Raw genomic sequence first — 351 nt, 5'->3', positions numbered from 1 at the left:
AACAATTTGCCCAACAATCTCAAAAAGTTGAAACAGTTACAGATACCAAGCAAGCCACAGAAACAGTCAATTCTTCACCAGAGATACAGCAGGAGCATTGCACTCTCCGAGAGGAACCCTCTAAAAATACAGCAGAAAATTCGCTGTGGAAAAAACCACTACAATTGCTGAATCATCAAAGAATTTCTCAAGCTGAACTTGCTGGACAAGCTGACCTTGCAGCCCAACAACGCATGGTGTGCCTACGTCAAATCGGGCAACAACTCCAAAAAACCCGTCAATCCAAAGGGCTTTCTTTGGATCACATCCAGCTTTCCACTCATATTCGAACGGAGCTGATAGAGGCATTAG

At 43.9% G+C, this 351-nt stretch carries 1 protein-coding gene; it reads left to right on the top strand.

What is annotated here, in order from left to right; all coding sequences use genetic code 11:
- The coding region (locus tag ACEYW6_RS36745; protein WP_412983685.1) for a helix-turn-helix domain-containing protein at nucleotides 1-351 on the top strand (351 nt) is incomplete at both ends.

Source organism: Nostoc sp. UIC 10607 (assembly GCF_047228265.1).
GTDB classification, from domain to species: domain Bacteria; phylum Cyanobacteriota; class Cyanobacteriia; order Cyanobacteriales; family Nostocaceae; genus Nostoc; species Nostoc foliaceum_A.
Note: the sequence above shows the minus strand (reverse complement) of the source record. Positions and strands in the feature narration are given on the sequence as shown.